Source organism: Cellvibrio sp. ARAG 10.3, from assembly GCF_051846955.1.
GTDB lineage: Bacteria > Pseudomonadota > Gammaproteobacteria > Pseudomonadales > Cellvibrionaceae > Cellvibrio.
The window spans coordinates 1-23,388 of the sequence record NZ_JBPYCU010000009.1 but is presented as its reverse complement, the minus strand read 5'-3'; the positions used below and the strand labels follow the sequence as shown (position 1 = coordinate 23,388).

Here is a 23,388-nt window from a genome sequence, read left to right as displayed (position 1 = left end):
TGTGCCGCTTTTTCTGCCGAATTTTGATCTGCAACATTACAACACCCTTGGCGTGCCGGTGAAGGCGCAGGTATACGTGAGTGTGGCCGATGAAACAGAATTGGTTGAGGCATTGCGCTACGCCGGTCATGAAAAGCTGCCGCTGTTAATCCTGGGAGGTGGCAGCAATATTGTGCTGTGTGATGACTTCTCCGGCCTGGTGATTCATATCCGTTTGCACGGCAAAACGCTGATCGCAGAAAACAATGAATTTATCTGGCTGCGTGTGGCGGCCGGTGAGAACTGGCATGAGCTGGTGGAATATTGCCTGGACTTTCATTACTGGGGACTCGAGAATCTATCGCTGATTCCCGGCAGTGTCGGCGCCGCACCGATCCAGAATATCGGCGCCTACGGTGTCGAATTGAAAGATGTCTTTGAAGAACTTACAGCCATTGATATTCGCTCGGGGCTGCCGGTGACATTTACGAAAGAGGCGTGCGAATTCGGTTATCGCGACAGTATTTTCAAAGGCCGATTGCGCGACCAATACGTTATTACCGCAGTCACCTTCAAGTTGCGCAAGCAGGCACACCTGGTTTTATCCTATCCCGCGTTGCGTGATGCACTGACGCCACAACTGAGTGACAGCGTCACGCCGAAAACCGTCAGCGACATTATTTGCGCGATTCGGCGCAGTAAATTACCCGATCCTGCACAGGTGCCGAATGCCGGGAGTTTTTTTAAAAATCCTGTCATACCTGTCGCGCATTATGAAAGCTTGCGTCTACAGTACCCGCAGCTGGTGGCTTATCCCGTGGATGAGCAGCAGGTAAAACTGGCGGCAGCCTGGTTGATTGATCATGCTGGTTGGCGCGGGCAGGTTTGCGGGCCGGTTGCTGTGCATGGACAGCAGGCGTTGGTGCTTACGAATCCGGGGCGCGCGAAAGGCAGCGCGGTGGTAGCCCTGGCGGAAAAAATCCAACAGTCTGTGTGGGAAAAATACGGTGTGGCCCTGGAGCCGGAGCCGCGTTTTTATCCGTAACCGGCAGAAATGGGATGTTCAACGACAGTGGGTTTACCCAACATAAAAATTCATTGCGCAGGTTATGCCAAAAGCGCTTAATGCCCCGATGACATCGGCCCGACAAACAACACTGTTTGATTCACCCGTCTGCGAAACCCTGCTGTCGCTGGATGGTGATGTGCGTCTGTATCGTCATTGGCTGCCAACCGCCATGGCCGATACCTGCTTGCGGGATTTAATCACCACGTTGGAATGGCAGCAGTCGCGCATTCGCATCCACGGCCAGGAGCATGCGATCCCGCGCCTGAATGCGTGGTATGGCGATCCGGGCTGTGCTTATCGGTACTCCGGGGTGCGGTTTGATCCTTTGCCCTGGACCGAGACGTTGGCTGATATCCGCCAGAGACTGGCAGCCACCCTGGGGATTGCCTTTAACAGTGTGCTCGCCAACCGTTATCGCGATGGTCGCGACAGTGTGGCCTGGCACAGTGATGATGAGCCGGAGCTGGGGCACAAGCCGGTCATCGCGTCGGTCAGTCTGGGGGCAACGCGACGTTTTACGCTCAAGCACAAATCCCGCAAAGAGGTGCCAACCCTGGCGGTGGACTTGACCCACGGTTCCCTACTGGTCATGGCGGGGCCTACGCAGCACCATTGGCTTCACCAGGTGGCAAAAACGACCCGGATAGTTGATGAGCGGGTGAATTTGACGTTTAGATATATTTTTCAATAGTTTGCTGATGAGTTTTCATGTGGATTGTTCAAAGTTTCCCAGGGCAATCCCGGCAAGGTACGCAGGTTAGTGCTACTTTATTGACAGGTGGTAGCACTTTGCGATGGCAGACTCTACAATCTCCCGCAAGCTGTCTTTACGTTTAATAACAAAGGTGTGACTCCGGTTTGGCCGGATTGGGGGTTTGGTTTGACAAAGATACTTGTTGTCGATGATCACGATTTAGTGCGTATGGGAATTGTGCGCATGCTGGCAGACGTGAATGGATATCAAGTAGTCGGTGAGGCCAAAAGTGGGGAAGAGGCAGTAGCCAAGGCGCGCACCTTGGTACCGGACGTTGTGCTGATGGATGTGAAGATGCCCGGTATGGGCGGTCTGGAGGCAACCAAGAAATTGTTGGCGATTAATCCCGGTATGAAGATTATTGCTGTCACGGCGTGCGATGACAATTTATACCCGACCCGCCTGATGCAGGCGGGCGCCGTGGGGTACGTAACCAAAGGCGCTGAATTTACCGAGATTACCGATGCGATTAACAAAGTCATCCGCGGTGATTTGTACATGAGCAACAGCATTGCTCAGCAGCTCGCGCTCAAAAACTTCAGCGGTAACAGCAGCCAGGAATCGCCCTTCGAAAAACTGTCCCAACGCGAATTGCAAACGGCGATGCTCATTGCCAATGGTCAGAAAGTGAATGATATTGCGACGACCTTTTGTGTCAGTCCCAAAACCGTTAACAGCTATCGTTACCGGATCTTTGAGAAACTGAATATCAACAGCGATGTCGAATTGACGCTCCTGGCGGTCAAGCATAACTTTCTCGATCCGGAAGCCGTGGTGTAATCGGCCGCTTTTATTGACTGGCGGGCAATGAGGCAATTGCCTGCGTTATATTTTTGTACTCAAAAACTGCATGGTTACTGACAGCAACGCAGCACCCGCTGAACCCTTTGACTCCACTCGTTTCCTCGCTAATGTCACCCAACAACCCGGTATCTACCAGATGTTTGGTGAAGACGGGGTTATCCTCTATGTGGGTAAAGCCAAAAATCTTAAAGCGCGTCTCGCCAGCTATTTCCGCAAATCCGGTTTAAGCGTTAAAACCCAGGCGCTGGTGGCGAAGATTCGCCAGATCGAAGTCACGGTGACCGCCAGTGAAACCGAAGCGCTGATCCTGGAACAAAACCTGATCAAGGCCAACCGGCCGCCGTATAACATCCTGCTGCGTGACGATAAATCCTATCCCTATATTTTTATCTCCAGCGGTGAAGACTTTCCGCGCATCAGTTTTCATCGTGGCGCCAAGAAAAAACGCGGTGAATATTTTGGGCCCTATCCCAACGTGGGTGCCGTGCGTGACAGCCTGAATTTTCTGCAAAAAACATTTCGTATACGCCAGTGTGAAGACAGTGTTTTCAGGAATCGCTCACGCCCGTGTTTGCAATATCAAATCAAGCGCTGCACCGCACCTTGCGTCAATTTTATTAACCCGGATGAGTACGCGAATGATTTGCGTCACACGCGCATGTTCCTGACCGGCAACAGCGATACATTGATGCGCGAATTGGCCAATCAGATGGATGCCGCATCGCAAGGTCTGGAGTTTGAAAAAGCCGCCGATTATCGTGATCAGATCATGGCATTGCGCAACATCCAGACCCAACAGGTGATGGAAGAAGGCAAGGGCGATGTCGATGTTATTGCGGCGGCGATGCAAGGGCTGGTGATTTGCGTCCATGTGCTGTTTATTCGCCAGGGGCGGATTCTGGGCAGCCGCAGCTTTTATCCGCAGGCCGGCTTGACCGAATCGCCAGCGGAAGTCCTCACGCAATTTTTGCCGCAGTTTTATCTCGCCAGTGAAGGGCGGGAGATTCCGCGTGAAATCATCACCAGTCACGCTATTGAAGAAGCGGACCTGCTGTGTGCCGCCTTGCAGCAAGCTACCGGTCGACAGGTGTTTTTAACGAGCAGTGTGCGCAGCCACCGCGCGCAATGGTTGCAAATGGCAGCCACCGCTGCACAACAAAACCTGACCAGCCACCTCAACAGCAAAAAGAATTCACAAGATCGCTTCCTGGCCTTGCAGGATGCGTTGGAGCTGGACGAGATGCCTCAGCGCCTGGAGTGCTTCGACATCAGCCACAGCAGCGGCGAGTTGACCGTCGCATCCTGCGTTGTGTTCGACACCAACGGGCCGCTCAAGTCGGACTATCGCCGGTTTAACATCGACGGCATTACACCGGGTGATGATTACGCGGCGATGGAACAGGCGCTACAGCGACGCTACACCCGTTTACAAAAAGGCGAAGGCAAACTGCCGGATATCCTGCTCATTGACGGCGGCAAGGGTCAGCTTGCCAAGGCGGTAGCGGTGCTCGCCGAGCTTGGTGTGAATGATGTCCTGATGATCGGTGTGGCCAAGGGCACAACCCGCAAGGCGGGCTTTGAAACCCTGTTCAACGCACAGACCGGCGCAGAGATCGTCTTGCCGGGCGATTCACCGGCGTTGCACCTGATCCAGCATATCCGCGACGAAGCGCACCGATTCGCTATCACCGGCCACAAACAGCGCCGCGACAAAAAACGCAAAACCTCCACGCTGGAAGACGTACCGGGCATTGGGGCAGGGCGTCGCCGGGAGCTACTGCGTCACTTTGGCGGGCTGCCCGAAATCCGCAAAGCCAGCGTTAATGACCTCGCCAAAGTCCAGGGCATCAGCCAGCGGCTCGCCGAAGAGATTTACTCCTTTTTCCATAATGACTAGCCATGTAGTATGATCGCCACCTTGTATTGATCGGCGCCGCCATGGCACCGGCCAGCTGCAGTAGGGCAACTCGGCATTGCCTATTTTGAGAGAAGCGTTCATTACATGACTTTGGCTAACCAACTCACGCTCCTGCGTATCATTCTGATTCCCCTGTTTGTTGTGGTTTTTTACCTTCCCTTCAAATGGGCACATTTTGCTTCGGCCATGATCTTCAGTGTTGCGGCGATTACCGACTGGCTGGACGGTTATGTGGCCCGTAAATACAACCAAAGTACACCCTTTGGCGCCTTCCTCGACCCGGTTGCTGACAAACTCATGGTGGCAATTGCCCTGTTGTTATTGGTAGGGCTGCATCACGACTCCGCCTGGTTCGCGGCAGCCGCCGCGGTGATTGTGGGGCGCGAGATTGTTATTTCGGCCCTGCGCGAATGGATGGCGGAGCTGGGGCAGCGCGCCAGTGTAGCGGTGTCCTACATCGGCAAGATCAAGACCACCTTGCAGATGACCGCCATTATCGTCCTGCTGATGGACCTCCCGTTCCTGATGCTGATTGGCTATATTGCGCTCGCAGGCGCCGCCGTGCTGACCTTGTGGTCGATGGTGTTGTATCTGCGCGCAGCCTGGCCCTTTCTGCTGCCGGACGTGGATAATAAGTAATGTGACGCAGGCAGTGAGCCGGGCGATTAAATCCCGATCACGTGCAACAATCTCAGGTTAAGCCTCAGAAAACACTAGGATTTTTAAAACGATTCCGCTAGAATTCCGGCCCTCAAACGGCGCGATAGCAAAGCGGTTATGCTCTGGATTGCAAATCCAGCTAGTCCGGTTCGACTCCGGATCGCGCCTCCACTTTTCTTTTACCCGCCGAGGTAAAAGCACTCTGCCCGAGTGGTGAAATCGGTAGACACAACAGATTTAAAATCTGTCGATCGCAAGGTCGTGCCGGTTCAAGTCCGGCCTCGGGCACCATCTTCAAATTTATCAATAGCCCAGAACACCCAAGAACCCGCAGAAAAGCGGGTTTTTTTATGCTTTCCACATTCAACGATGGTGCTGTCTTTTTGGGACACGAACGGCGAACGTGTGACCAACATATTTGCGTGAAGCCAGAGTTATGGCGTTATAAAAATAAACATCAATGATCATTTCACAGCAGATTCGAACTGCTAATCGCAGGATCGAACAGTGCTCTCCTTTAAACGTCATGACATCATTTCTCCAGACAATTAAATGAAGCGGTGTTGAGCGGTCACCCAAGCTGCAAAAAAATTGATTCTGTGGTGATGCTATGGCTTACCCACTGGTCGCACCTCGTTAACTCGCTGTCTGAAGCCCGTCAGAAATGTAAACTTCTCGTTGCCTAAATACAGAGGTTATTTGCGCTCGTCTGCGGAGGTGTGTTGTTACACCTTCAAAACAATTTTTGTTTTGATTATCCATCAGTAGGTGGCTACGACTACAACCAGTGCTGCCAAGTTAACCTTCACAATAGAAAAATGGTCATAAAATGTTGATAGACAGGTTTCCCGTTGGAATTGAAATAGATATTTCCTACCCGAATTTCCAAGTCAGCCTTACGCTGCTTTCAGTTACCCAATTGAAGTTTGTAATTAAGGACGGGCCTTTTGCTCGAACCGAGGTCGTTGATACGCATGTTGTTCCACTTGGCAACAGCCTTTTCGCCGTGAGCTGGCAGGAAACCGATGGTGCGACAGTCACTAATGTTCAAGACTATGATCGCGGTCTGGTCCATTCCCACGTTACATTGCCTACCGGTGAGTTTCTGCAAATGACCGGCACAATCGCCGTTACCCGGCCCGCTGACCGTGTCTTTGATGATCGTCCCCAGCGCAATAAAGCCTTAGTGCTTGAGGCGATGACCGCGCTATTCCAACGTCATGATGCCTCGGCAGTAGAACGCCTCTATACGCCCAACTACATTCAGCACAATCCCAATATTCCCCAAGGGCGCGATTCATTGCAGATGATCGTTAATGATCTTTCGCAGGATGTTTACTACGAGCCAGGCCTAATCATTGCCGAGGGTGACTTGGTTGCGATACACGGTCGCATTCGCGGTTGGGCAGACGTACCACAAGTCGTGATCGATCTCTTCCGGATTGAAGATGGTAAGCTGGCGGAGCATTGGGATGTGCTACAAAACGAAGTGCCAGTGACGGCGACTCTTGGTGGTATTTCGATGTTCGATCCCGAGGAGGGCGTACATCACGCTCAACAGAGCATGGCGTAAGTGGCAGGCGTCTTAGGCAGAACAACGGATGGTTTTGGTTCGCGCATGAGTCTCTCCCAGCCATAGAAATATCTATTTGACATCTATGATATTGGAAGGATAACTAATGGCTGAAGCGAGTTTAGCGCAGACGATTGGACCTGCTATTGTCCTGTTAGGGGCAGCTGTTGTTGCCGTGCCGTTGTTCCGGCGGCTTGGTCTGGGGTCGGTTTTGGGTTACTTCACGGCCGGTGTATTGGTCGGACCATCGGTGTTCAGTTTTGTTGTTGATGCCCAATCCATCCTGCATTTTTCAGAGCTTGGGGTGGTGATGTTCCTGTTCGTCATCGGGTTGGAATTGCGCCCGCCCAAGTTGTGGGCGATGCGCAACCAGATTTTCGGGCTAGGCCTTGCACAAGTTACTGCGGCGACCACTGCCTTGATGCTGGCAGGCATATGGGTATTTGACCTTGCCGGTCCGGTTGCGTTTATTGCCGGGGCGGGCTTCGTACTTTCCTCGACGGCTGTAATTATGTCGGTGCTACAGGATCGAGGCGAGGTTTCAACCGCTGAAGGCCAGAAGTCAATCGCCATTCTTTTATTTGAAGACCTGATGATCATTCCGCTTCTGGCGGTGGTGGCATTCTTGTCACCATTGTCCCAGGGAGACCTGGGATGGACCGACATTCTGGTCGCGATTGCTGCGCTGCTGGTGCTCCTGGGCGTATCACATTGGGGACTTAATCCATTCTTTGCACTCCTGGCGCGAGCGCGAGCACGCGAAGTGATGACGGCGGGTGCACTACTGGTGGTTCTTGGTGCTGCATTACTGATGGATGTGGCGGGCCTTTCGATGGCGATGGGTACATTCTTTGCCGGCGTTATGTTGTCGAATTCCAGTTACCGTCACCAGATTGAAAGTGACATTGAGCCGTTTCGCGGTTTGCTGATGGGCCTTTTTTTCCTGGCCGTTGGTATGTCACTCGATCTTTCTATCGTCGCAGCAGAATGGCAACTTTTGCTGTTCATGCTTGCGGTATTCACGCTTGCGAAGGGCGTGGCGGTTTATTCAATCGCTCGCCTTTTCGGTGGCTCAAATCACCAGGCATTGCACCGGACATCCATGTTCTTACAGGGTGGGGAGTTCGCCTTTGTACTCTATGCTGCTGCGACATCGGGCGGTGTGATTGATGCGCGAGAAAATGCGCTCTTCACGACGGTGGTTATTTTTTCGATGGCGCTGACACCTCTGTTGATGATCGCAGCTGACCGTTTGTTGCGAACCGACGCCTCGATGGAAGGTGTTGATATCGCCCACAACCTGAAGGGCCAAGTACTCGTGATTGGTTTTGGCCGCTTTGGTCAAATCGCATCCCAGTTACTCTTGTCCAGGCGCGTTGACATTTCCGTGATTGACATCGACCCCGACCGAATCCGCGACGCGGGACGTTTTGGTTTCAAAGTTTTTTTTGGCGATGGTACGCGCCTCGACACACTCCGTCACTCCGGGGCAGGCGCAGCCCGCGCAATTATGATTTGCATCGACGACCGCAAAGCCGTTATGCAAATTGTAGAACTGGTGCAACACGAATTTCCCCAGGCAAAAATTCTTGCACGAAGTTATGACCGTGGACACGCGATGGATTTGATTCGTGCGGGCGTGGACTATCAGATTCGTGAAACCGTTGAGTCCGCTTATTTGATGGGTGCTGAAGGCTTAAAAGCGGTTGGCTTTGCCGATATTGATGTTGAAGAAGCCATGGAGGATATCCGCCAACGGGATGCGGATCGGTTGTCCCAACAAGTACAGGGAAACATTATGTCCGGTACCGACCGGCTGCATTTTCACCCCATTCCTGAGCCCTTAAATCCGGTGGCGACACCGAAGTAGATGGCGGCTCCTGGTTCGCTAATACTCAGGTAATGGTTTAAAAAATTACGTTACGAATACAGGTAGAAAAAAGATGAGCAATTTAACACAGCAAGTCGAGCAAGCTTGTGAAGTACAGGAAAGTAACGGTGTGATCCTCCGAATCCTTAAACCAAAAACGAAGGATCTCGGTGGCTTCTCTGTACGTCGCGTGCTGCCTACCGTTCACCATAAAAAAGTGGGGCCATGGGTATTTCTGGATCACATGGGACCGGTTACCTTTCCAGAAGGACAAGGCGTTGATGTTCGTCCACACCCGCATATCGGGCTTGCAACCGTCACGTATTTATTCGAAGGAGAAGTTCTGCACCGGGACTCATTGGGAAATGCTCTGAGCGTCCGACCGGGCGAAATTAATTTGATGGTTGCAGGGCGGGGAATTGTTCATTCAGAACGAAAAAACCCGGAAGCAAATAAGTCTGCTAACAAGCTGCACGGACTACAAATGTGGCTGGCGCTACCAGAAAACGAGGAAGACATTGACCCCGCTTTTTATCATTACGCCGAAAAAGATATTCCGTTAGTCAATGTCGATGGTGTTGTTGTGCGCTTATTGATAGGCGCCGCATACGGTGCGGCCTCCCCGGTAAAAATGTTCGCCGACACGCTTTACTATGAAGCCACGTTAAAGCAAGGCCAACACCTTGAAATTCCAGACGCAGAAGAACGAGCCATTTATATCGTTAGTGGGGAATTGAAGGTTGGCGATGCGGTTGTGCCTGAATACACGATGTTAGTGCTAAATGCGAAGCAAAAAGTTTTCATTTCAGCACTGCAGGAAACGCGTATTGCCGTTATTGGTGGAGAAAAAATCAGTCCTCGCTATATAGACTGGAATTTTGTATCCAGTCAGAAAGAAAAAATAGAACTTGCAAAACAGAAATGGAAAGCCGGGCTCTTCGAAAGAGTTCCCGGTGATGAACTTGAGTTCATCCCGCTTCCAGAATAATTTTTTTTTAAACGACACGGGAATATTCAATGAAAGCAGCAATACTCAAATCATTTGGCGGCCCGGAATCGTTCGAAATCTGCGACGTGCCCAAGCCAGTACCGCAAGCGGGGCAAGTCTTGGTCCGCGTCCACGCAACCTCTGTCAATCCACTGGATTATCAGGTCCGACGTGGCGATTACCCGGATCTGGTGCCACTGCCAACCATTACCGGACACGATGTATCCGGTGTCGCCGAGGAAGTCGGGCCGGGTGTGACGACCTTCGTACCAGGCGATGAAGTCTGGTACACCCCACAAATATTCGACGGGCCAGGAAGTTATGCCGAGTACCACGTCGCTGCCGAAAGTATTATCGGGAAGAAGCCTCCCTCACTGAGCCATCTGGAGGCAGCCAGCCTGACCCTGGTTGGCGGTACGGTGTGGGAAGCACTGGTCGTACGCGCGGCGCTCAGAGTAGGGGAGAGCATCCTGATACACGGTGGTGCGGGAGGCGTCGGACATGTGGCAATCCAGGTGGCAAAAGCCATAGGCGCCAGGGTGTTCACGACCGTGCGCGAAACTAACCTTGAGTTCGCACGCAGTCTGGGGGCGGATGTGGTAATCGACTACCACAAAGAGGATTACGTCGACGCCATCCTGCGGGAAACCGCTGGCAAGGGCGTCGATGTGGTGTTCGACACCATCGGCGGCAACACCTTGTCGCGCAGCCCCGACGCACTCGCACAACTTGGTCGCGTGGTCTCTATTGTAGACATTGCGCAACCACAAAACCTTGTTCAGGCCTGGGGCAAAAATGCGAGTTACCACTTCGTTTTCACCCGACAAAACCGCGGCAAGCTTGATGAACTGAGCGCTTTGATCGAGCGCGGTCAGTTGCGGCCCCATGTTGGCGCGGTCTACTCGCTGGCTGACATTGCTCTCGCCCACGCCCTGCTGGAGAGCCCAAACAACGGGCTCCGGGGCAAAATCGCGATTGCGGTCGAGCCACGGGCTCATCTCATTAGCGCGAAGGTTTAACCTGGATATCATACCAAGGGAGCACCTCATGGTTTATGAAATCGCTCTGCTGCCCGTATCTGTTCGGGGACCCTCAAGATGAGAACTTATATACCTGCCAGGGGGCGCGGCAGATAGGGTTGGAGACTTGGCGAAGCACTCGATAAGAAGGTCGGTGAGGACCCGTATCTTCCGGGTGGGATACTGACCTGGCGGGCGGACGACATAGGCACCAGCCGGTGGCGGTGGATAGCGTGCCATAATCGGCACGAGAGCACCGGAGGCCATATATTCATGGGTGAGGCAATCCGGGAGGTAACCGATCCCGAGTCCCGCTACGGCGGCGGCGACCAATGCTGAGCCGTTGTCGGCCTTGAAACGCCCCTGCGGACGCACCGTGATGATCTTCTCGCCATCCATGAGCTGCCAGGTTTCGTTGCCTTGCATGACGGCTTCGTGGACGACGAGCTCTTCCGGTGTCTCGGGCGCGCCATGAGTCTTGATATAGCCCGGACTTGCAACAAGCTTCCCGTAGATCGGGCCAATGCGCCTTGCGACGAGGTTTGAGTCCTGAAGATAGCCCACCCGTATCGCACAATCGTACCCTTCTGCGATCAGATCAACGAAGCGATCTGTGTAACAAGTTTGGATATGCAACTCGGGGTGGCGTCGAGCCATTTCCGCGAGCATGGGAGCAAAATGAGTGGGGCCAAAGGACAGTGGCATAGCCACTCGCAAGCGGCCGCGAAGGTCGCCGGTGGGTAGTATCGTTTCCCGGGCATTGTCAATCTCGGCACAGACTCTGGCTGCATAATCGCGGAACGTAATGCCGGCTTCTGTAAGAGCAGCTCCGCGGGTCGACCGCGCAAGTAGCTGGACACCAAGTTCCTCCTCAAGCCGTAACAGCCGCCGGCTGACGATCGACTTGGACACGCCGAGCCGCTGCGCAGCAGGCGAAATGCCCCCCGCATTAGCTACTTCTACGAATGTCTGCAGTTCTTCAATGTTCATTTTGGTGTTCCTCATTTCGCGACACTGTGTGGCATAAAGGAAGGCTACCGCATCATGAACAGCGGTGTCATTATTTGTTGCGACGTCGCCGTTGGCGTATCTCTCCTGAAAAAACAACATCATTCATAGCGGCAAGAGAAGACGTATCCGTGATTGTTGTGACGGCCTTGTGCGCTTCTTCTCCCCAAAGACTCAGTCATTCTGGCTGATTCCTTAACAAGGAAAGGACAGTCATGAACAATATTCTCGTCATAAACAGCAGCCTTTCCGGCGACGCATCGATTTTACAGATTCTGGTAAGGGACGCCGTGCGGTGCTTGTTGGAAGTAAATCCCAAGGCAAGGCTTACGTATTGCCAGCTCAATCACGCGCCGTCCGCCATTGACGCAGGCGGCAGGGCCACCTTCGCACCGCAAACTGACTCAACAACGCAGGCACTTCCTGAGGAACTGGCCTCTGAATTGAAGACTGCCGACGTGGTCGTGATCAGCGCTCCAATGCAAGTCTGTGGTGATGAACTGGCTAAAGCGATTACGACCCATCTTTTTGCCAAACCATCCGGTGCTGATCGAAATTCCGGGGGTTTAGCCCCGTGGCAGCTACGACGGGTTATTGATTATATGGAGGCTTGCCTCCCCCAGCGAATTGAGCTGGCTTGCTTGGCTGCAATGGTGGGGTTATCACAAGCGCATTTTAGCCGTGCATTCAAGGCATCAACCGGACTCGCACCCTATCGCTGGCAACTCGACTCTCGAATCCGTGTGGCTCAGGAGCTCCTGATCAATACTACCGCCTCACTCGATCAAGTGGCTGAGGCTACCGGTTTTGCGGATGCCGTCCATTTTGGACGAACGTTTCGCAAACATATCGGCGTAACACCGGCTGTATGGCGTAATGACCGCAAAAATTGATCATCACTATTTAAACTTCTCTCTACCTAAAAACAGAATTTATTTGCCTAAGCCCGCCCTTGTTGCATTGATCTTTCGCTTAACGAAGACGCTGGATACGTCAGTGAGCTTTTGTTGAACCAGGCAGGAATAAGCACCATGAACACTTTCAGATTTAACAATTGCGCAACGTCAAATCAGAATTTCGATCCGGCACAGTCTTTAAAACCACGTGAGATAGTCACGTTTGTTGTACGCCACCGCGTAAAAGCTGGTGAGGTTGAGAAATATGAAGCATGGTTGAAACACATTATTGCTGTTGCGAGTGGGCGTGAAGGACATTTGGGTGTAGATGTGTTTCGTAGCCACAGCGACGGCCTGCCACTTTTTACTAGCGTATTGCGCTTCGCAAGCATCGAACACTTGCAAGCATGGATAAGCTCTGACGAGCGCAAGCGGCTGATTGCCGATGCCGAAGACTTGTTAGCGAGTGATGAGGTTCTTGAGATTAACAACGTGCCGGAATTCTGGTTTATTCCAGAAGAAGGTAATGAGGCTCCACGTCGTTGGAAGCAAGCGGTAATAACATTCATCATTATTTTACCGTTAAGCATTGGTATCCCTATTTTATGGCAGCCCGTATTCGCACACTTCCCGTGGCTTGGCGGTCACCTGCAAAGCAGTGTCGTCATTACCTTGAGTGTCGTGTTGCTAGTTGTTTATTTGTTTATGCCAGCTGCCACTCGCTTGTTTGCAGGTTGGTTGAAATCTGTTTAACGAAAACTTTTAGTAACTCAAACTTCATTATGTTTTCTTTCAATGCCGCACTTAGCCCGGCCTCGGAGAAGTTATGAATACAGCAGATGTAATCTTGCACAACGGTCGCATACATACGGTTGATAGTGAAAATCCCCATGCTACAGCGGTTGCGATTAAAGATGGAAAATTTGTGTTTGTTGGAAATGATGAAGAAACAATGAATTGGCGAGATGCGGACACGCAGATTATCGATTTGCGGCGTCGCGTGGTTGTCCCTGGCTTGATTGATTCACATCTTCACCTGATTCGCGGTGGACTTAATTACAATCTGGAATTGCGCTGGGAAGGCGTACCTTCACTTGCCGATGCGTTGCGCATGTTGAAATTTCAAGCTGACCGGACCCCGGCTCCGCAGTGGGTTAGGGTGGTTGGTGGTTGGAACGAATTCCAGTTTGCAGAGCGGCGCATGCCCACCCTGGCCGAAATTAATAAGGCGGCACCAGATACCCCGGTTTTTATTCTTCACCTTTATGACCGGGCATTGCTTAACAGGGCGGCCTTACGTGTGGTTGGCTACACCCGTGACACACCTAACCCTCCCGGTGGCGAAATTCAACGCGATGCCAACGGCGACCCGACCGGCATGCTAATCGCCAAGCCTAACGCAATGATTCTCTATTCGACGCTAGCGAAAGGGCCCAAGCTTCCACTGGAATATCAAGTGAACTCAACCCGCCAATTTATGCGCGAGCTCAATCGATTGGGCGTGACGAGCGCCATTGATGCGGGAGGCGGTTTTCAAAATTATCCTGATGATTACCAGGTTGTGCGTGAGCTGGATGAAAAAAATCAGTTGACTGTGCGCATCGCGTATAACCTGTTCACACAAAAGCCCAAGGAGGAACTGGCTGATTTCAAAAACTGGACTGGATTGGTCAAGCCGGGTGACGGAAGTGATTTCTTTCGTCACAACGGTGCTGGCGAGATGCTGGTTTTTTCTGCTGCTGACTTTGAAGACTTTCTTGAGCCTCGCCCGGATCTTCCTGATGCGATGGAACAGGAGCTCGAACATGTTGTGCGCCACTTGGTAGAACACCGCTGGCCATTTCGTCTGCACGCAACGTATGACGAGTCCATCACGCGCATGCTGGACGTTTTTGAAAAAGTAAATCGCGATATACCGTTTGCCGGTCTGCCCTGGTTCTTTGATCACGCAGAAACCATCTCACCCAAAAATATTGAACGGGTGCGCGCACTGGGTGGGGGTATTGCCATCCAGGATCGGATGGCGTTTCAGGGAGAATACTTTATTGATCAATATGGCGCGCAAGCGGCTGAGCAAACACCACCGATCAAACGAATGTTGGCCGAAGGTGTACCGGTTGGTGCCGGCACCGACGCTACGCGGGTGTCCAGCTACAATCCCTGGACATCACTGTACTGGTTAGTCAGTGGGCGCACGGTAGGAGGAATGGCGCTTTATCCCGAGGGGCTTTCGCGTACGGTTGCGTTGCAATTATTTACTCACGGCAGCGCCTGGTTCTCTTCAGAGCAACATAAAAAGGGGCAAATTAAAGAGGGGCAACTTGGCGATCTGATCGCACTGTCCGCCGATTATTTTGAAGTGGAGGAAGATGAGATCAAGCACATAGAGTCAGTGCTCACTGTTGTAGGCGGCAAGGTTGTATACGCCAGCGATGAATTCGATAAATTATCGCCGCCATCGATACCGGTAATGCCTGACTGGTCGCCAGTGGTTCACACACCTGGTCATTGGAAGGCGGGATCACCTCTGTTGAAGCAAGTTCACCAGTGCAGCGGCCCTTGCGCTGTTCACGCACACAGGCACGATAGCGTGCGCACTGCCAATGTTCCCGCAAACGACCTTACCCGTTTCTGGGGTGCGTTCGGTTGTTCCTGTTTTGCGTTTTAATCAGTAGAGTCAACCTATGCCCACTTCTCCCTGGAGTCCGTTGCGACACAAAACATTCCGCTGGTTATGGCTTGCGAGCATCGCGTCCAACATTGGCACTTGGATGCATGAAGTCGGTGCTGGTTGGCTAATGACATCTCTGTCAGCCAGCCCACTTCACGTAGCACTGGTGCAAGTCGCCGGTTCTGCACCGATGTTTTTTCTGGCGCTACCCGCAGGTGCGCTTGCTGATATTGTGGATAAACGACGGTATCTTTTGGTGGTGCAGTTATGGATGGCGTCCGTCGCCGTTGTGCTTGCATTGCTCACCTTGAGCGGCCACATGACAACCTCCCTTTTATTGTTCCTTTCCCTGGGGATGGGAATTGGTACGGCGATGATGATGCCCGCGTGGTCGGCGCTCACGCCGGAGTTGGTCGACAAGCAGGATCTAGCGGGAGCGATCGCACTCTCCAGTGTGGGCATTAATGTGGCGCGGGCGATTGGCCCGGCGATTGCGGGAGTGATAGTGAGTTTAACGGGCCCTTGGGCTACCTTTGCGCTTAATGCGTTATCTTTTTTAGGTGTCATGGTTGTGCTGCTAACGTGGAAAAGGGAAGTTGCTACACCAGTACTTCCCGCCGAGAGGCTGCTGGGAGCGATCAGAGCGGGATGGCGTTACACTCGCGCGTCCAAACCGTTACAAGCGACGCTCGTGCGGACAATGGCATTTTTTATTGGTGCGAGTGCTGGCATGGCGCTATTACCCTTGATTGTTCGTGGTGAGCTACAGGGCAGCGCTACGGACTTTGGATTGTTACTGGGCAGCATCGGTATTGGTGCAGTTGGCGGTGCCATGTTTCTACCGCGTTTGCGCGCACGCTTTTCGACCGAAGTGTTAATGTTCACCGCGAGTGTTGGATATGCCTTGGTGCTTTTTTCGTTGGCGTTGGTGCGCGATTTCACGCTGCTATTGCCTGTCATGTTACTCAGCGGGGCCGCCTGGATTACTGTCCTCTCAAGCCTGCAAGTAGCCACACAAACCTCAGTACCCAATTGGGTTCGCGCCCGCGCGGTGGCGGTGTACACACTCGTGTTCTTCGGATGCATGGCAGCAGGCGGACTACTGTGGGGTTTGATTGCTAGCCACAGTAGTCTGACCATCGCGCTGATCTGCGCGGGTTCGTTAATGCTGATCAATATTGCGGTGACGAAAAAATTTCGCTTACCGGTTACCGACCTTGAAGATGTTGCACCGTCATTGCATTGGCCACAACCGTTACTGACAAATCATCAAGAGCAAGACCCGGGCTCAGTCATGGTGACGCTGATATACGATATTGATCCTGTGTATGCCGCCGCGTTTCAGGAAGCTATGGTAGGTGTGAGTGATGCGCGTCGTCGTAATGGATCATTTTCCTGGGGGCTTGTGCAGGACAGCGAAAACCCCAGGCGTTGGCTTGAATTTTTTATGGATGAGTCGTGGCTCGAACACATGCGCCACCACGGACGCGTGACCGAAAGCGATAAGCGAATTGAAGCGCAGGCCCGGCGTTTTCAGACGGAGAATGTCGCCATTCAAGTTAATCACTACTTAATGCCTACCAAAAGACATTTGTTTGGAGCGTCAATCAAAAAGTAATATCCATCTGAACTTTAAAATAATTAATGTCTTTTCCACCCGCATTTTCTATCACTTCATCGGCGAAAAAATGGCTGTAACTGATATCAAAGCGAAAATGTCTATTTGCCTGGTAATCAAGGCTCAATGATGGAACATTGGTGACGCGATGACCATCAACTGTTGCGGTGTTGGCCAAAGGCCTTAAACCTGCGACGTAAACTGCGTCAGTTTTTTCCAGCCGCCAGAAAAAATTCCAATCAAAAGCAATTGAAAATTGCGGTGTTACGTTAAATGATATTTCCGGTTCTATGTTGTAGAAATTTTGCGGGGAAAGTACACCTGCTTCTTCAAAGTACCCGTAGTTAGGGAACAGTGGATTGAATGTGTTAATGGAGCGGTCATCTGAATCTCTATCGCCGCTGGCGATACTGGTCCCCAGCGCAATTCTTGGTGAACCAGGCAGGTCAACAAACCGGTAACCCATAATCGAAGCAAGAGTCCAGGCTTCGATATCGTACTCGGCAATGTCCCCTGTCTGATAAACGACTTCTATATTCCAATCGACACTGTCCCTCAGTCCGAATAATCGTGCACCCAATGAATGACGCTTTTCATCGGCTGCGGGAAGAGTGTTCATCAGGCTCTCGCGTTTAAGCCCGAGATAATAGAGATCCACATTGGTGGGATTAAACTTCGTGGTGGTGTAAATCCCCCAAAGTGTTTCACTGTCTGAACCTTTGTTGTTGAATGAACCATCGCGCGGTTCGACTGGGTTTAAATAGAATGTTTTAAGGTCAAATCTGTCGTCCGAACTCTCGAATAACACACCATCAAATGATAAGCGAATATTGGGGCCGTTCCTTAGGCTCACAAGCCTGCTGGAACCCAGCGACATCTCTTGTCTGCCGAGTCTTATTGCAAACTGGTCATAATTAAGTTGCGCAAATCCTTGCGACAGGTCTGGTTCATCGCGATCAAAAGGCCCGACATTGGAATTTTTTGCATCCGCAAAACTGACAGAAATTTCTGTGAAAATTCGGAAGTTTCTGTTCAATACCGTATCGGCATGAAAATAAAATCGTTGCTGGGCAAGCTGGTCTTTATGCTCATTTTGTAGCCCAAAACGTTTGTTTTCAAAAAAATCGATTCGGGAGCGGGCTGAGCCGCCGAAAGAAAGGTAAGCGCCATCATTCATTTCGCCTAGAGGAACGTATTTGAATTTATCATAAGAATCAGGATCTGGGTTCTGAGCCAGACTGCGATAATTTTCATTCCAGCGAAGCGCATTAAAAGCGGGTTCATCTGCTGCGTGTGTAAACGAAGAAAAAATAAAAAATGCGCTGGCATATTTGCCAGCGTATGGGAGGGTCTGAAAACTCCGGCACTTAAACATTGGCCGCTTGCGGTGGTAGAACCTGACCGTGTTTAACACGCTCTTCCGCTTTGTGAACCATGGTGTAAGCGTAGTCAACGCCCATCCCGTAAGCACCTGAATGCTCTTTTACCAAATCCATTACTGCATTATAGGTGTCACGATTTTTCCAATCTCGCTGCCATTCCAGTAACACCTGTTGCCAGGTTACTGGTACAACACCTGCTTGTATCATTCGCTGCATCGAATAATCGTGTGCGGCCAAGCTCGTACCACCGGACGCATCAGCCACCATGTAAATTTCGTAACCACCCTCTAACATCGCTGACAGCGCAAAGGTGGTGTTACACACTTCAGTCCAAAGCCCAGCCACAATGACTTTATTACGGCCGTTGGATTTTAAGGCGTCGCGTACCTTTTGGTCGTCCCAGGAGTTCATAGAGGTGCGTTCAAGGAGCGGAGCTTCAGGAAACACCGCCAAAATTTCGGGATAGGTGTGGCCGGAGAAACTTTCTGTCTCCACGGTTGTAATCGTGGTAGGAATGTTGAATATTTTGGCGGCTTTCGCCAAGCCAACCACGTTGTTCTTCAGCGTTTGTCTATCAATACTTTGCACACCGAATGCCATTTGTGGCTGGTGGTCAATGATGATCAATTGACAGTTGTGTGGAGTAAGGACTTCTAATTTCGAATTACTCATAGCAATTTTCCTTTGAGAGTTATTTAAGAATGCATCGTTGTCCTAGCAAGATGAACAGACTCTCTGTCAACAACAACGCTCGCAGTAATACCGGGCATTGCTACACGCCCGATTTGGCACGCGCGGCGAGAAGTTGCATCTCCCAGGCAAATGCAACCCCACTCGCGCCACCATGTTCGGCAAGAAGTTCTGCAAGGCCTGCGCCGGTCTCTTCACGAGCCCAGTCACGTTGCCACTCGGAGACGACAGCCATCCAGGTAATCGGGACAGCGCCGGCCTGAACCATGCGACGCACAGCCATTTCATGCGCTTCGAGTGAGGTACCACCAGAGGCGTCAGTGACAATAAAAACATCGTATCCTTCACCGAGAGCCTGAATCACTGGCATGGCCAGACAGATTTCGGTCCACAGGGCGGCGATGATCAGTTGTTTACGCCCGCTCTTTTTCACGATGTCCGTCACCTTTGGATCTTGCCAGGTATTGATAAAGGTGCGGTCAATTGGTTTCTGCTCGGGGAAAACGTCCTGCAGCCCTTTAATAAGGTAACCGCCGCGCTCTTCGATCACTGTCGTTAGAATGGTCGGTACATTGAATACTTTTGCACCCTTGGCGAGACCAACAACATTGTTGACGATCATGGTCGGTTCATGGCTATTCAGATTAGTGAATTGGTAAGGTTGGTGGTCGATAAGAACAAGGATGCTATCTTCTGGACGCAACAATGCATCAAGGCCAGATTTGGACATGGTGGTCTCCGGTGTTGTAGTGATAGTTGGATTGAGATTGAGGTACGAGGAAATGATCTCATGGTGCCTGACACGGGGCACTGCTCGATCCTGCGATTAGCAGTCCGAAACTGCTATGAAAAGATGATGGGCTTTTATGGTCGCAAAAATATGTTCACTAAAATAAGGCGGGTGCTGCGTCAGTATGGAATCTACTGATATCAAATGTCTGCAGCTACATAATAGTTATAACTGCAGACGAGAGAGGTGAATCTGATTATTATCAAAGGCAATACACAAGTTGATGTATTACAGGTTCTCCAAAAAACTATTTCATTTAATTAAAAGTTTTTCCGTTCGTTTTTTCTACCGTGTTGCCCAGGCACGATCACCCGGTTTGTAAGCAAGTGCCCCATCGTAGCGGCCGGGTATTGGTATGTGACGCAAAACCTGGGTGCCGCCGACTTCGGAGGTGAAGAAGCCGAACAGGGTGAGTTGTTTGATCATGGTGAAGTAGTGCATACCGCCGTTGAGGACGGTCGCGCGCGCGTCCTGGTCAAGTTGGTTGATATAGGCGGTGCGCTCTGCCGGTGTTAACGCCATAAAGCTGCGACCGTAGGTTTTGCGACATTCCGCTTCCAGCGTGAGCAAACCTTTGTGAAAGATGGCGCGCTCGTCGAGCGTGTAACAGTCGGTCACGTACACATTCATGAATTCGCCAACTTTTGCATCTTTGGCGCCGGGGGTGTCGGTGCGCGGCAAGATGGTTTCCGCAATTTCGTCCAGCAGCGCAATATTTTCCCTGGAAAAATTGGCCGGTGCTGGCGCGGTGGTGGCGCAGCCGCTGAGGAGTGCGGTGCTGCCGATCATGGCGGTGCCCGTGGCGGCGGTAATCAGGGCGAGGAGTTCGCGGCGGTTCATTTCAGGTTCCCCTTTTTCAGTTCTTTCACGGCGTGATCTGCTGCGCGTGCGGTAAGTGCCATGTAGGTCAGTGATGGGTTTACGCAGGATGCGGAGGTCATGGCCGCACCGTCGGTAACAAACACGTTGGGTGCGTCCCACACCTGGTTAAAGCCATTGAGTACGGAGGTTTTGGGATCGCGTCCCATGCGTGCGGTACCCATTTCGTGAATGCCCATACCCGGGGCGTAGCCCCAGTCGCTGCCTCCCACATTCTTGACGCCCGCGGCTTCAAGCATGTCTACCGCGTCCTGCAGCATGTCTTTGCGCATGGCCAGTTCGTTTGCGCGGATTTCTACATCCATCGCCAGTACGGGCAGGCCCCATTTGTCTTTAACGCTTCGATCCAGGTAGATGCGGTTGTCGTGGTGCGGCAGCATTTCACCGAAGGCTGTCATGCCGATGGTCCACGCGCCCGGTTCAGCAAGGGCATTTTTCAGGTTGGCGCCTATGCCTAATTCGGCGATGTTGCGATCCCAACCTTCGCGGCTCGCGGCACCCTGATAGCCAAAACCACGCAGGTAATCGCGCTTTTCATCCCCCAGATTACGGAAGCGGGGGATGTAGAAACCGGCGGGACGGCGACCGTAGTAATACTTGTCGTCAAAGCCTTCCACTACACCGCCCGCGCCGACGCGGAAGTGGTGATCCATGACGTTGTGGCCCAGTTCACCGCTGCTGCTGCCCAAACCATCAGGCCAGATGTCAGTGGCGGAATTCATCAGAATCCAGGTGGAGTTAAAGCTGGAGGCATTAAGGAAAATAACATTTGCCGTGAATTCGTAGGTTTGGTTGGTTTCCGCATCGATCACCTCTACGCCGCGTGCACGCTTTTTGTCTTTGTCGTAAAGCACCTGACTGACAATAGAAAAGGGGCGCAAAGTAAGGTTGCCGGTTTTCATGGCAGCGGGCAGGGTAGATGATTGGGTGCTGAAGTAGGCTCCAAAGGGGCAGCCTAGCCAGCACTTGTTGCGATATTGGCAGTTGACCCGCCCCTGTTCCGGCTTGGGTTCGGTGATATTGGCGGTGCGGCTGTTGATCATTAATCGCTTGCCGCCATAGGCTTTTTTGATGCGGGCGGCGACATCTTTTTCCACGATATTGAGTTCAATGGGCGGTAGAAATTGGCCGTCGGGCAAGTGATCAAGGCCTTCGCGCGTGCCCGCAATACCGGCGTAGCGTTCCACGTAGTCGTACCAAGGCGCCATGTCTTCGTAGCGAATGGGCCAGTCAACAGCGATGCCTTCGCGCAGGTTGGCTTCAAAATCCCGCTGACTTAAACGGTAGCTTTGGCGGCCCCATAACAACGAGCGGCCACCCACATGGTAACCGCGGTACCAGTCAAAGCGTTTTTTCTCGACGTAGGGGTTTTCCTGCTCGTTGGCCCACATGCCCTGGGTTTCTTCATTAAGCACGAAGTCGCGTTGCAGCACGGGGTGCTTTTCTTTCATTTCCTGGGTGGGGCGACCGCGATGCTCATGGTCCCAAGGTTCTTTGGTGGCGTTTACATAGTCTTTGATGTGTTCAATATTGCGCCCGCGTTCGAGCAGCAGGACTTTCAGCCCTTTTTCAGTGAGTTCTTTAGCGGCCCAGCCGCCACTGATACCGGAGCCAACGACGATGGCGTCAAAATGTTGTGTAGACATGGCAATACTCTTCAAGTGGATCAAACATCGCAAATACGAATAGCGGCCTGCAAGGATTCAATTTTCTCTGCCGTGGTAGCGCGGTTGGGCATGAATTCCTGCGCGACATAACCGGTAAAACCTGTTGCCTGAATGGCGCGTGCTATGGCCGGGTAGTACAGCTCCTGGGTGTCATCTATCTCGTTGCGTCCCGGCACACCGGCGGTGTGATAGTGACCAAAATATTGATGATGGTTCTGGATAGTGCGAATGATGTCGCCTTCGCTGATCTGCATGTGGTAGATGTCGTAAAGCAGCTTGAAATTGGGCGAGTCCAGGCGTTTGCACAGTTCAATACCCCAGGCGGAGTTATCGGCAAAATAATCGGGATGGTCGACCTTGCTGTTAAACAGCTCCATCTGTAACACCACACCGCGCTTTTCAGCTTGCGCGAGTATTTTTTTCAAACCTTTGGTGGCCTGTTTCAGGCCCGCTTCCGGATCTGCACCGCGCTTGTTGCCACTAAAACAAATCAGGTTTTTGTAGCCGGCATCGGCGACCAGATCGATGTGTTCGCGATAGCGCTCAATGAGGGGTTGATGAAACTGGCTATCGCCCCAGCCATCCTCCAGATTCAGCTCGGCGCCGTTACACATGGAGGAGTCCACACCGTGCTGTTTGAGGATATGCCACTCGTTGGGGCCGACCAGGTCAATGGCGGAAAAGCCCAGGCGCCGGACGACCAGGGAGAGTTCTTCAAGGGTGAGGAAATTGAATGTCCAGCGCGCGACCGAGTGGCGAATATTGCCTTTCAGGGCTGCTTGACTGGTGTTCTGTGTGGATGGGGTGGTTGACTGCGCTTTCGTACCCAGCGCCGCCAGGCTCGAAAGCCCCAACGCACTGGCAACAGCGCCGCGCAACAGGGCGCGGCGGTCTAATGGATTACTCATATATATATTGACCTAATGTTGTTGTTATTGGGTTGCTACATACGCTCTCTGCGATCAAGACTAGAGGTTAGCCTGCTATATATTGCTTGGCCACGAGATCTACGCATCTTTACAAGTCCTTAACAACATCTACAGTTCGACATCCAGGTGGATTACTGGGTGAAGAAAATGCCGCGGCCGTTACCGCTAAAAAACACCCGGCCAACAATATTGTGATCGGCGGCCAGGGTGCCCATGCCGGCAAA

20 protein-coding genes and 2 tRNA genes are annotated in these 23,388 nt (G+C 52.1%); 15 read left to right on the top strand and 7 right to left on the bottom strand.

Annotation, left to right across the window (positions count from 1 at the left end; all coding sequences use genetic code 11):
- The first annotated feature begins 1 nt into the window (after window position 1).
- The 11 genes from murB (at window position 2) to ACSV5M_RS12480 (ending at window position 10,634) form a co-directional block, all read left to right on the top strand.
- A complete protein-coding gene (gene murB, locus ACSV5M_RS12530) occupies window positions 2-1,024 on the top strand; it encodes a UDP-N-acetylmuramate dehydrogenase (protein ID WP_439176575.1) in 1,023 nt (340 codons plus the stop codon).
- Between the two features lie 64 nt (window positions 1,025-1,088).
- Window positions 1,089-1,739: an alpha-ketoglutarate-dependent dioxygenase AlkB family protein gene (locus ACSV5M_RS12525; protein WP_439176574.1), complete on the top strand. Its 651-nt coding sequence runs from the start codon at window positions 1,089-1,091 to the stop codon at window positions 1,737-1,739.
- A gap of 189 nt (window positions 1,740-1,928) precedes the next feature.
- Window positions 1,929-2,582, top strand: a complete 654-nt coding sequence (locus ACSV5M_RS12520; protein WP_439176573.1) for a response regulator — start codon at window positions 1,929-1,931, stop codon at window positions 2,580-2,582.
- A 70-nt stretch (window positions 2,583-2,652) separates the two neighbouring features.
- Window positions 2,653-4,503: an excinuclease ABC subunit UvrC gene (gene uvrC, locus ACSV5M_RS12515; protein WP_439176572.1), complete on the top strand. Its 1,851-nt coding sequence runs from the start codon at window positions 2,653-2,655 to the stop codon at window positions 4,501-4,503.
- A gap of 105 nt (window positions 4,504-4,608) precedes the next feature.
- Window positions 4,609-5,163 carry a CDP-diacylglycerol--glycerol-3-phosphate 3-phosphatidyltransferase gene (pgsA, locus tag ACSV5M_RS12510; protein ID WP_439176571.1) on the top strand — a complete coding sequence of 185 codons (555 nt, stop codon included), beginning with the start codon at window positions 4,609-4,611 and terminating at the stop codon, window positions 5,161-5,163.
- A gap of 118 nt (window positions 5,164-5,281) precedes the next feature.
- Window positions 5,282-5,355 (top strand) — tRNA-Cys (locus ACSV5M_RS12505).
- 33 nt (window positions 5,356-5,388) lie between these two features.
- Window positions 5,389-5,475: transfer RNA gene (locus tag ACSV5M_RS12500), tRNA-Leu, on the top strand.
- A 538-nt stretch (window positions 5,476-6,013) separates the two neighbouring features.
- Window positions 6,014-6,757: a nuclear transport factor 2 family protein gene (locus ACSV5M_RS12495; protein WP_439176570.1), complete on the top strand. Its 744-nt coding sequence runs from the start codon at window positions 6,014-6,016 to the stop codon at window positions 6,755-6,757.
- Window positions 6,758-6,863: 106 nt separating this feature from the next.
- Window positions 6,864-8,627, top strand: coding sequence for a monovalent cation:proton antiporter-2 (CPA2) family protein (locus tag ACSV5M_RS12490; protein WP_439176569.1), 1,764 nt, complete (start codon window positions 6,864-6,866; stop codon window positions 8,625-8,627).
- A gap of 73 nt (window positions 8,628-8,700) precedes the next feature.
- On the top strand, window positions 8,701-9,615 hold the full coding sequence (locus ACSV5M_RS12485; RefSeq protein ID WP_439176568.1) for a pirin family protein: 915 nt from the start codon (window positions 8,701-8,703) through the stop codon (window positions 9,613-9,615).
- A gap of 29 nt (window positions 9,616-9,644) precedes the next feature.
- On the top strand, window positions 9,645-10,634 hold the full coding sequence (locus ACSV5M_RS12480; protein ID WP_439176567.1) for a zinc-dependent alcohol dehydrogenase family protein: 990 nt from the start codon (window positions 9,645-9,647) through the stop codon (window positions 10,632-10,634).
- 33 nt (window positions 10,635-10,667) lie between these two features.
- Here the strand turns inward: ACSV5M_RS12480 and ACSV5M_RS12475 are convergent, their stop codons facing one another.
- Window positions 10,668-11,624, bottom strand: a complete 957-nt coding sequence (locus ACSV5M_RS12475; RefSeq protein WP_439176566.1) for a LysR substrate-binding domain-containing protein — start codon at window positions 11,622-11,624, stop codon at window positions 10,668-10,670.
- 233 nt (window positions 11,625-11,857) lie between these two features.
- Here ACSV5M_RS12475 and ACSV5M_RS12470 point away from each other — a divergent pair, with 233 nt between their 5' ends.
- The 4 genes from ACSV5M_RS12470 (at window position 11,858) to ACSV5M_RS12455 (ending at window position 16,827) form a co-directional block, all read left to right on the top strand.
- A complete protein-coding gene (locus ACSV5M_RS12470; RefSeq protein WP_439176565.1) occupies window positions 11,858-12,535 on the top strand; it encodes a helix-turn-helix domain-containing protein in 678 nt (225 codons plus the stop codon).
- 138 nt (window positions 12,536-12,673) lie between these two features.
- A complete protein-coding gene (locus tag ACSV5M_RS12465) occupies window positions 12,674-13,291 on the top strand; it encodes an antibiotic biosynthesis monooxygenase (protein ID WP_439176564.1) in 618 nt (205 codons plus the stop codon).
- Between the two features lie 73 nt (window positions 13,292-13,364).
- Window positions 13,365-15,206 (top strand): amidohydrolase, encoded by a 1,842-nt coding sequence (locus ACSV5M_RS12460; protein WP_439176563.1) that lies wholly within the window; start codon window positions 13,365-13,367, stop codon window positions 15,204-15,206.
- A 16-nt stretch (window positions 15,207-15,222) separates the two neighbouring features.
- Window positions 15,223-16,827 carry an MFS transporter gene (locus ACSV5M_RS12455; RefSeq protein ID WP_439176562.1) on the top strand — a complete coding sequence of 535 codons (1,605 nt, stop codon included), beginning with the start codon at window positions 15,223-15,225 and terminating at the stop codon, window positions 16,825-16,827.
- Here the strand turns inward: ACSV5M_RS12455 and ACSV5M_RS12450 are convergent.
- The 6 genes from ACSV5M_RS12450 to ACSV5M_RS12425 all read right to left on the bottom strand — a co-directional run bounded on the left by ACSV5M_RS12450 (window position 16,817) and on the right by ACSV5M_RS12425 (window position 23,143).
- Entirely contained in the window at window positions 16,817-18,241 is a 1,425-nt protein-coding gene (locus ACSV5M_RS12450) for an alginate export family protein (RefSeq protein WP_439176561.1), read from the bottom strand. The two genes, ACSV5M_RS12455 and ACSV5M_RS12450, sit on opposite strands and share 11 nt — an antisense overlap.
- Window positions 18,195-18,881, bottom strand: a complete 687-nt coding sequence (locus ACSV5M_RS12445; RefSeq protein ID WP_439176560.1) for a hydrolase — start codon at window positions 18,879-18,881, stop codon at window positions 18,195-18,197. The genes ACSV5M_RS12450 and ACSV5M_RS12445 overlap by 47 nt, the downstream gene beginning before the upstream one ends.
- A 100-nt stretch (window positions 18,882-18,981) precedes the next feature.
- A complete protein-coding gene (locus tag ACSV5M_RS12440; protein ID WP_439176559.1) occupies window positions 18,982-19,629 on the bottom strand; it encodes a hydrolase in 648 nt (215 codons plus the stop codon).
- A gap of 345 nt (window positions 19,630-19,974) precedes the next feature.
- Window positions 19,975-20,529 carry a gluconate 2-dehydrogenase subunit 3 family protein gene (locus tag ACSV5M_RS12435; RefSeq protein WP_439176558.1) on the bottom strand — a complete coding sequence of 185 codons (555 nt, stop codon included), beginning with the start codon at window positions 20,527-20,529 and terminating at the stop codon, window positions 19,975-19,977.
- A complete protein-coding gene (locus ACSV5M_RS12430) occupies window positions 20,526-22,214 on the bottom strand; it encodes a GMC oxidoreductase (protein ID WP_439176557.1) in 1,689 nt (562 codons plus the stop codon). Before ACSV5M_RS12430 ends, ACSV5M_RS12435 begins: the two co-directional genes overlap by 4 nt.
- Before the next feature lie 20 nt (window positions 22,215-22,234).
- Window positions 22,235-23,143, bottom strand: coding sequence for a hydroxypyruvate isomerase family protein (locus tag ACSV5M_RS12425; RefSeq protein WP_439176556.1), 909 nt, complete (start codon window positions 23,141-23,143; stop codon window positions 22,235-22,237).
- Window positions 23,144-23,388: the final 245 nt, after the last annotated feature.